Origin of the sequence: Nocardiopsis protaetiae (genome assembly GCF_045446735.1) — a bacterium.
Classification (GTDB): domain Bacteria; phylum Actinomycetota; class Actinomycetes; order Streptosporangiales; family Streptosporangiaceae; genus Nocardiopsis; species Nocardiopsis protaetiae.
The window spans coordinates 1-8398 of sequence record NZ_JBJJBV010000288.1 but is presented as its reverse complement, the minus strand read 5'-3'; the positions used below and the strand labels follow the sequence as shown (position 1 = coordinate 8398).

Below are 8398 nucleotides of genomic sequence, written 5' to 3'. Positions count from 1 at the left end.
CTCCAGGGAGCGGCGCAGGTCGGCCAGGTCGCCCTGCACGTCGGAGACGACGTCCAGGACGGCGGCCGCGGCCCGGCGGGGGCGGGGCGCGGCCAGGGCCGCGGAGGGGAGCAGCGCGGTCCCGGCGGCCGCGGCGGCGGCACCGGAGAGGGTGGTGAGGAAAGCGCGTCGGGTGGTGGTCATGGGTACCTTCCGGAACGGGGACGGCGGTCACCCGGCACGCTAGGAGCCGCCGGTGTCCGTGCACCGACCGGTCGGCGAACGCGCCGTGACGCCTTGCCGCTCTCCGTGACGGTCCCCGCCCGGTGTCCTAGATGGCGGCGTGGCGGTCCGCCAGGGTGCGCAGTTCCGCCTCCGGCGCGCCGGAGGCGAGCACCATCGCCACCAGCTGGTCCAGCAGCCAGTCCGCCAGCTGCTCCGCGGTCTGCCCGCGCTCGGACAGCCACAGCATCACCGCGGTCTCCACCGCCGAGATCCAGCAGCGCAGCGCCAGCAGGACCGGCGGGGACGGCTCGCGCGGCCCGACGCGGTCCATGATGAGCTCCAGCACCCCCGCGCGCACCCGGTCGATCTCCGCCTCGGTCTCCTCGGTGGCGATCACCGAGCCGCCGCGCAGCAGCGCGACGTAGGCGGGGGAGTAGGAGTCGGCGAACTCGATGAACCGGACCAGGGAGCTCCGCAGCTGCTCCAGCGGCGGCAGGTCCGCGGGTGGCACCAGCCGCTCCAGCAGCTCGGACATGGCCTGCTCCAGCGCCTCGCGGCGCAGCTCGGCCATGTTGGGGAAGTAGCGGTACACCAGCGCGCGGGAGACGTCCGCGGCCTCGGCGATGTCCTCCGGGGTGACCTTGCCGGGCGGGCGCAGGGCGAACACGCCCAGGGCCGTCCGGATCAGGTCCTCCCGGCGTTCGTGCGGCGCCATGCGGCGGGGCCGACGCCCCGGCCTCGGCTGGTTCGCCGAGGACTCCGACCCCGTCACCCGCGCCCGGTGACGGTCGGTCCTGTGGGACACCACAGTGGTGACGACCTCCCGAAAGGTTCTTCGATCCTCCCCTGCAACCTACCGCCGACCGCCGACACCGGCGGTCGGCGGAGCTCACAGGTCCACGACGACGCGCTCGCCCTCGTCGGCGCGGGAGACGCACAGGGCGAACTCCTCGCCGCGCGGGGAGCCGCCGGTGGGCCGGTCCCGGTGGTCGGCCGCGCCGCGCAGCAGCCCCACCCGGCAGGCACCGCAGAACCCCTGCCGGCAGGAGTAGGCGGTCTGCGGGCGCACCCGGCGCACCACGTCCAGGGCGGTCTCGTCGGCGGGCACGGCCACCACCGGGCCGCCCTCGCCCAGCTGCACCTCGAACGGCCGCCCGTCCACGATGGGCGCCGGGGAGAAGCGCTCGGAGAACACCGGGTCGCCCGCGCCCGCCCGGGAGCGCACGGCGGCGATCAGCGGCGGCGGCCCGCACACGTACACGGCGGTGCCCGGGGCGAAGCCGCCCACCAGGTCGTCGGCGCCCGGCACCCCGAACTCGTCGTCGGGCCGCACGACCGCGCCCGGCGGCAGCTCGTCCAGGAACGGCATGCTCTCCCTGGAGCGGCCCGTGTAGACCATCCGGAAGGGCGTGCCGGTGCGGTGGGCGTGTGCCGCCATCGGCAGGATCGGGGTGATGCCGATCCCGCCCGCGACGAACAGGTACCGCTCCGCCCGGGCGAACGGGAAGGCGTTGCGCGGCCCGAGCAGCCCGACGACGTCCCCGGGTTCGAGCGCGTGCACCCGCGCCGAGCCGGTCCCGCCGGGGATGCGCCGCACCGCGATCCGGTACCGGGACCGGTCGCGGGGGTCGCCGCACAGCGAGTACTGGCGCACGGTGGCCGGGTCCAGGACCACGTCCACGTGGTGGCCGGGCTGCCAGGCGGGCAGCGGGCCCGGCCCCTGCGGGACCAGGACGACCTCGGCGACGTCGGGCGCCGGGTGCGCCACCGACGCCACCCGCACCCGCAGCTCGGGAGCGGGCGGCAGCGGCGGGTGGCCGGGCCCCAGCCGGCCCAGGACCGGCAGCAGCCGGGTGGCCAGGGTCTGGAGGCCGTACATGTAGCGGTCCGGGCCGCGGCCGGTGAACAGGGAGACGGGCGGGCGCGGGTTCGCGTAGTACTCCGCGCTGTGCTTGACCCGCGGCCTCTCCTCGCCGCTCACTGCTCGCCCTTCCGCTCCGCGAGCTGCTCGGCGGCCTCGGCGGCCCGGGCGGCCGGGGAGACCGCGAGGTAGGCGACCGCCTGGGCGGTGGAGCCGTAGTGCGAGGGGTGGTAATTGCGGCGCAGGTACTCGGGCACCGCCCGGACCAGCCGTCCCAGGTGCGGGATCAGCCCGCGGCGGCCGTCGCGCAGCGCCCAGGACGCCCTGGGCCGCCGCCCCTCGATGCGGCCCTTGAGGTAGGGGTCGTTGGCGACGAGGAAGCGCACCCCGCGCACCCACAGGGTGGCCAGCGCGCCCGCGGCGACGAGCATGGCCGCGGCCCGGCGGGTGTAGCCGCCGTCGACGTGCATGAACAGGTCGTAGGCGACGGCGCGGTGCTCCACCTCCTCGGCCCCGTGCCAGCGCAGCAGGTCCAGCATGGTCTCGTCGGCCCCCGCCGCGTCGAGCTCGCGCGCGTCCAGCACCCACTGGCCCAGCACCGCGGTGTAGTGCTCGATGCCCGCGATGACCGCCAGGCGCATGAACAGCCACGACCGGGCGCGGTCCGCGGGCAGGTCGCGGTCGCCCAGCACGATCCGGAACATCCAGGCGATCTGCTCCACGTACGGGGTCGGGTCCAGGCCGTGGGCGTCCATGTGGTCGAGCACGCCCGCGTGCGCCTCGGCGTGCACCGCCTCCTGGCCGATGAAGCCCAGGACGTCCTCGCGCAGCCGGTCGTCGGTGATGTGGGGGAGGGCCTCCTTGAAGACCTCGACGAACCAGCGCTCGCCCTCGGGCAGCAGCAGGTGCAGCACGTTGATGACGTGCGTGGCGAACGGCTCGTTCGGGATCCAGTGCAGGTCCAGCGCGCTCCAGTCGAAGTGGACGTCGCGGGCGTGCAGGACGAGGCGGTCGGGCTCGTCCAGAGGTGCGGGCGCGGGTGCGGGCAGGTGTGCGGGCGTGGCGTCGGTGCTCATGGGCGGCCTCCAATGCTGTGAGGGGCTGGGGAGGGGGAGGGGGAGGGGCGTCGGGGCTGCATCAGGGGGACGGCGCTCAGACCGGGAGCCCGGCCCTGGCCAGGGCGCGGACCGCCCCCGGGGTGAACCGGGACAGGTACAGGCCGATGTGGGCCTCGGCGGCCACGGGGAGGATGTCGGGGGCGTCCGCGACGGCGTCGGCGATGCGGCGGGCCGCCCTCTCGGGGGTGTAGCCGCGGCGGCGGTACAGCCGGGCCAGGCGTTCCCTGGTCTCCTCGGCCCCGTCGACCCCCGACAGGCGGGTGGCGCCGATGATGCCGGTGTCGATGAGGCCCGGGCAGACCGCGGTGACGCCGATGCCGTCGACGGCGAGCTCGCCGCGCAGGGCCCGGCTGAGCGCCAGCACGGCGGCCTTGGTCGCCGAGTAGGCGCCGTACATGCGCGAGGGCAGGTAGGCGGCGGCAGAGGCGGTGTTGACGATGCGGCCGCCGCCCCCGGACCCGGCCATCATCGGGGCGAAGGCGCGGCAGCCGTGGATCACGCCCCACAGGTTGACGTCGACCAGGCGCTCCACGTCGGCGAGCGGGGTCTCCAGCAGGGGTCCGGCGACGCCGATCCCGGCGTTGTTCACCACCAGGTCCGGGACCCCGTGCTCCTCGCGCACCCAGGCGGCGAGCTTGTCGACGGCCGAGGCGTCGGTGACGTCCACCCGCTGGGCCGCGGCGCCCGGGGTGACCAAGGCGCACAGCTCGGCGGTGCGTTCGGCGGCCGGGCCGTTGATGTCCACGGCGACCACCCGGGCGCCGCGTTCGGCCAGCTCCAGGCACAGGGCCCGGCCGATGCCGCTGCCGGCGCCGGTGACCACCGCGAGCTGTCCGGCGAAGGCGCCGCCGTGGCGGCGGGCGGACCCGGCGGAGCGGCGGGGGCGGGGCGCGCCGGACTCCACCTCCGCGACGAAGGAGCGGATCCGGTCGGCGACCGCCCCCGGGCGCGAGCGCAGCGACCAGTGGCCGCCCTGGAAGCGGTGGAAGCGCAGGTCCTGCACCCACCGGCCGGCGTTGGACTGGATCTGCTCGACCATGAACGCGTCGTGGGTGGGCGCCAGTACCTGGACCGGGACCGCGGTGCGGCGCTCGACCGGTCGGGTGAGCCGGGGGACCATGTTGGCCCGGTACAGCTCCAGGCCGTTGACGTAGTCGCGGGTGGCGCGGCGGGCCGGGCGCACCGGGCCGCCGCCGACGCGCTCCATTCCGGCCAGGGCCAGTCCGCCCAGCCCGGTCAGCCAGGTGAGTTCGGGGACCAGCGGGGTGTGGAAGAAGCCGATGTAGCCCGAGCGCACGGCCTGGCGCAGTACGCCGCGCAGGCCGTCGGGGGCCGAGCGGAACCAGTGCCCGGCGTGGTCCAGGTCCGGCCCCGAGACCGAGGTGTAGGAGGCGAACCGGTGCGCGTACCGGGGCTCGGTGACGGCGTGCCAGCTCTGGATGGCCCCCCAGTCGTGGCCGACCAGGTGGACCGGCCGGTCCGGACTGACGGCGTCGGCGACGGTGACGACGTCCGCGGCCAGCCGGTCCAGGTGGTACCCGGCGCGGGTGTCGGGGGCGGTGGAGCGCCCGGCGCCGCGCACGTCGTAGGCGGCGATCCGGTACTCCCCGGCCAGCTCCTCGACCAGGGCGTCCCACACCGAGGAGTTGTCGGGGTAGCCGTGGACGAGCAGCAGGACGGGGCGGTCGGCGGGTCCGGTGGCACGGACGGCCAGGCGCTGGCCGTCCGAGGCGGTGACGTACTGGTGCACTCGGTCTCCTCAGGGGGTGGTGTCCCCGGTCACATTCTTATGAGACGTTCCGTCATGTTAGACAACATGTCAATAAGCGTCCACGGGTGGGGGCCGGATTTCCCTCCACGGGGTCCGGACACGGGAGGACCCCGCCCGGCGGTGGCCGAACGGGGTCCGTGGGAGACGGGTGGCGGGTGGCGGTACGGGTCAGTGGGCCTCGACGCTGTGCAGGGACTCGCTGATCTTCTCGGCGGCCGACAGTATCGCCTGGGAGTGGATGCGCCCCGGCGAGCGGGTCAGCCGCTCGATCGGGCCCGACACCGACACCGCGGCGATCACGCGCCCGCCCGGGCCGGACACCGGCGCCGACACCGAGGCCACGCCCTGCTCGCGCTCGGCCACGCTCTGGGCCCAGCGGCGGCGGCGGACCTGGGCCAGGCTGGCCGCGGTGAACCGGGCGCCCACCAGGGACCGGCGGATGCGGTCCGGGTCCTCCCAGGCCAGCAGCACCTGCGCCGCGGACCCGGCGTTCATGGGCAGCTCGCTGCCGACCGGCACGGTGTCGCGCAGGCCGCTGGTGCGCTCGGAGGCGGCCACGCACACGCGCACGTCGCCCTGGCGGCGGTAGAGCTGGGCGCTCTCCCCGGTGAGGTCGCGCAGCTGCACCAGCACCGGCGCGGCCACGGCCAGCAGGCGGTCCTCCCCGGTGGCGATCGACAGCTCACCCAGGCGCGGACCCAGCACGAAGCGCCCCTGGCTGTCCCGGGAGACCATGCGGTGCCGCTCCAGGGCGACGGCCAGCCGGTGGGCCGTGGGCCGGGCCAGGCCGGTGATCTGGACCAGCTGGGCCAGGGAGGCCGGTCCCGATTCCAGGGCGTCCAGAACGGACATCGTCTTGTCCAGTACTCCGACGCCGCTGGATGAGCTAGAGTTGTCCATGACTTGATATTGCCGTCTCGAAATATGGAATGCAAGTCAGAGTCCGCGCAACGGTACGAACGAGAGAGGCGATCGCCCATGGCACGCACGATGGCCGAGAAGGTCTGGGAGGAGCACGTCGTCCGACGTGCCGAGGGCGAGCCGGATCTGCTCTACATCGACCTCCACCTCGTGCACGAGGTGACCAGCCCCCAGGCCTTCGAGGGCCTGCGGTTGGCCGGCCGCCCGGTGCGCCGCCCGGACCTGACCATCGCGACCGAGGACCACAACGTCCCCACGCTGGACCTGCTGGCCCCCATCGCCGACCCGGTCTCCCGCAAACAGGTCGAGACCCTGCGCAAGAACTGCTCCGACTTCGGCGTCCGCCTGCACCCCATGGGCGACATCGAGCAGGGCGTCGTGCACGTGGTCGGTCCCCAGCTCGGCCTGACCCAGCCCGGCATGACCATCGTCTGCGGCGACAGCCACACCAGCACCCACGGCGCGTTCGGCGCGCTGGCCTTCGGCATCGGCACCAGCCAGGTCGAGCACGTGCTGGCCACCCAGACCCTGCCCATGGCCCCGTTCAAGACCATGGCCGTCACGGTCAACGGCACCCTCAAGCCCGGCGTGTCCGCCAAGGACATCATCCTGGCGGTCATCGCCAAGATCGGCACCGGCGGCGGCCAGGGCTACGTCCTGGAGTACCGGGGCGAGGCCATCGAGGCGCTGTCGATGGAAGCCCGCATGACCGTGTGCAACATGTCCATCGAGGCGGGCGCCCGGGCCGGGATGATCGCGCCCGACCAGACCACGTTCGACTACATCCAGGGCCGCCCGCACGCCCCGCAGGGCGCCGACTTCGACGCCGCCGTCGAGCACTGGAAGACCCTGCGCACCGACGAGGGCGCGGTCTTCGACGCCGAGGTGGTGCTGGACGCCGACGAGCTCAGCCCGTTCGTCACCTGGGGCACCAACCCCGGCCAGGGCGTGCCGCTGGACGCCGCGGTGCCCGACCCCGCCTCCTACGACGACCCCTCCGCGCGCGCCTCCGCCGAGAAGGCCCTGGCGTACATGGGCCTGGAGGCCGGGACCCCGATGCGCGAGGTCAGGGTGGACACGGTCTTCCTGGGCTCGTGCACCAACGGCCGCATCGAGGACCTGCGCACCGCCGCCGAGATCATCAGGGGGCGCAGGGTCGCCGAGGGCGTGCGGATGCTGGTCGTCCCCGGCTCCATGCGGGTCAAGGAGCAGGCCAACGCCGAGGGCCTGGGCGCGATCTTCGAGGAGGCCGGCGCCGAGTGGCGCGAGGCCGGCTGCTCCATGTGCCTGGGCATGAACCCCGACCAGCTCAAGCCCGGCGAGCGCAGCGCCTCCACCTCCAACCGCAACTTCGAGGGGCGCCAGGGCAAGGGCGGCCGCACCCACCTGGTGTCGCCGCAGGTCGCCGCCGCCACCGCGGTGCGCGGCACGCTGTCCTCGCCCGCCGACCTGGCCGACCTGTAACCGCGCCCGACCACGACAGGAGGAGACCTGCCATGGAGAAGTTCACCGTCCACACCGGTCGGGCCGTGCCGCTGCGCGCGAGCAACGTCGACACCGACCAGATCATCCCCGCCGTCTACCTCAAGCGGGTCAGCCGCACCGGGTTCGAGGACGGCCTGTTCGCCGAGTGGCGCGAGGACCCCGACTTCGTCCTCAACCGCCCCGAGCACGAGGGCGCGTCCGTGCTGGTGGCCGGGCCCGACTTCGGCACCGGCTCGTCCCGCGAGCACGCCGTGTGGGCGCTCCAGGACTACGGCTTCAAGACCGTGCTGTCCTCCCGGTTCGCCGACATCTTCCGCGGCAACTCGCTCAAGGGCGGCCTGCTGACCGTGCTGCTGCCGCAGGAGGTCATCGAGCGGCTGTGGAAGGCCGTGGAGGCCGACCCGGCCACCGAGATCACCGTGGACCTGGTGGAGCGTCGGGTGCGCGCTCCCGGGGCCGGTGTGGAGGAGGCGTTCGAGCTGGACGACTACACCCGCTGGCGGCTCATGGAGGGCCTGGACGACATCGGGCTGACTCTGCGTCACACGGACGCGATCGCGGAGTTCGAGGAGCGGCGCAAGCCGTGGTCGCCGGTGACCCTGTAGCGGTCCGAACCCCTTACGGGACGGGGGTCGGCGGGGTTGTGTGATGCAGCGCACCCGCCGGCCCCCAAATATTTTACCTTTACGTGGCGTGACCGAACAGCGGCACTTCCCGTATCCGTGAACAGGGTCCACCGCTCGTCCGGAATCCGGTTATACATAGGCATTTGAGGATCACAGAGGGGGGCAAAAGGGACCCGCCGCAGTGCCTCCGAGTGCGCAGTAGACCCGTCCCGGAGAGTGACCGCGCAGGTTGGACCGACCCCGACACGCCCTAACCGCAGGCGTTTGTATTTGTGCAAGGGCCTCTGTGTCCCCTAATTTCGTGCGAGCAAGGGGGAACCGGAGGAACCTTATGAACAAGCGTGACCTGATCGACGCGATCTCCGACCGACTCGGAGACAAGAAGACCGCGACCGAAGCGGTCAACGCTGTG

The 8398-nt window shown here is 73.7% G+C and carries 7 protein-coding genes and 2 pseudogenes; 3 read left to right on the top strand and 6 right to left on the bottom strand.

The features are described 5' to 3' along the window. The 6 genes and pseudogenes from ACJOT3_RS29395 to ACJOT3_RS29370 form a co-directional block, all read right to left on the bottom strand. Positions 1-183 (bottom strand): annotated as a pseudogene (locus ACJOT3_RS29395) (hypothetical protein); the annotation flags it as partial. Positions 184-310: 127 nt separating this feature from the next. Continuing rightward, entirely contained in the window at positions 311-919 is a 609-nt protein-coding gene (locus tag ACJOT3_RS29390; protein ID WP_406976383.1) for a TetR/AcrR family transcriptional regulator, read from the bottom strand. A gap of 174 nt (positions 920-1093) precedes the next feature. Then, positions 1094-2185, bottom strand: a complete 1092-nt coding sequence (locus ACJOT3_RS29385; RefSeq protein ID WP_406976382.1) for a PDR/VanB family oxidoreductase — start codon at positions 2183-2185, stop codon at positions 1094-1096. Beyond that, positions 2182-3141, bottom strand: coding sequence for a metal-dependent hydrolase (locus ACJOT3_RS29380; RefSeq protein WP_406976381.1), 960 nt, complete (start codon positions 3139-3141; stop codon positions 2182-2184). The genes ACJOT3_RS29385 and ACJOT3_RS29380 overlap by 4 nt, the downstream gene beginning before the upstream one ends. 76 nt (positions 3142-3217) lie before the next feature. Then, positions 3218-4933: an SDR family oxidoreductase gene (locus ACJOT3_RS29375; protein ID WP_406976380.1), complete on the bottom strand. Its 1716-nt coding sequence runs from the start codon at positions 4931-4933 to the stop codon at positions 3218-3220. A 189-nt stretch (positions 4934-5122) separates the two neighbouring features. Beyond that, positions 5123-5806, bottom strand: a complete 684-nt coding sequence (locus ACJOT3_RS29370; RefSeq protein ID WP_277615513.1) for an IclR family transcriptional regulator — start codon at positions 5804-5806, stop codon at positions 5123-5125. Between the two features lie 126 nt (positions 5807-5932). Here ACJOT3_RS29370 and leuC point away from each other — a divergent pair, with 126 nt between their 5' ends. The 3 genes and pseudogenes from leuC to ACJOT3_RS29355 all read left to right on the top strand — a co-directional run. Next, on the top strand, positions 5933-7339 hold the full coding sequence (leuC, locus tag ACJOT3_RS29365) for a 3-isopropylmalate dehydratase large subunit (protein WP_406976379.1): 1407 nt from the start codon (positions 5933-5935) through the stop codon (positions 7337-7339). 32 nt (positions 7340-7371) lie between these two features. Beyond that, positions 7372-7965, top strand: a complete 594-nt coding sequence (gene leuD / locus ACJOT3_RS29360; protein WP_406976378.1) for a 3-isopropylmalate dehydratase small subunit — start codon at positions 7372-7374, stop codon at positions 7963-7965. Positions 7966-8317: 352 nt separating this feature from the next. Then, a pseudogene (locus ACJOT3_RS29355) lies at positions 8318-8398 on the top strand (HU family DNA-binding protein); the annotation flags it as partial.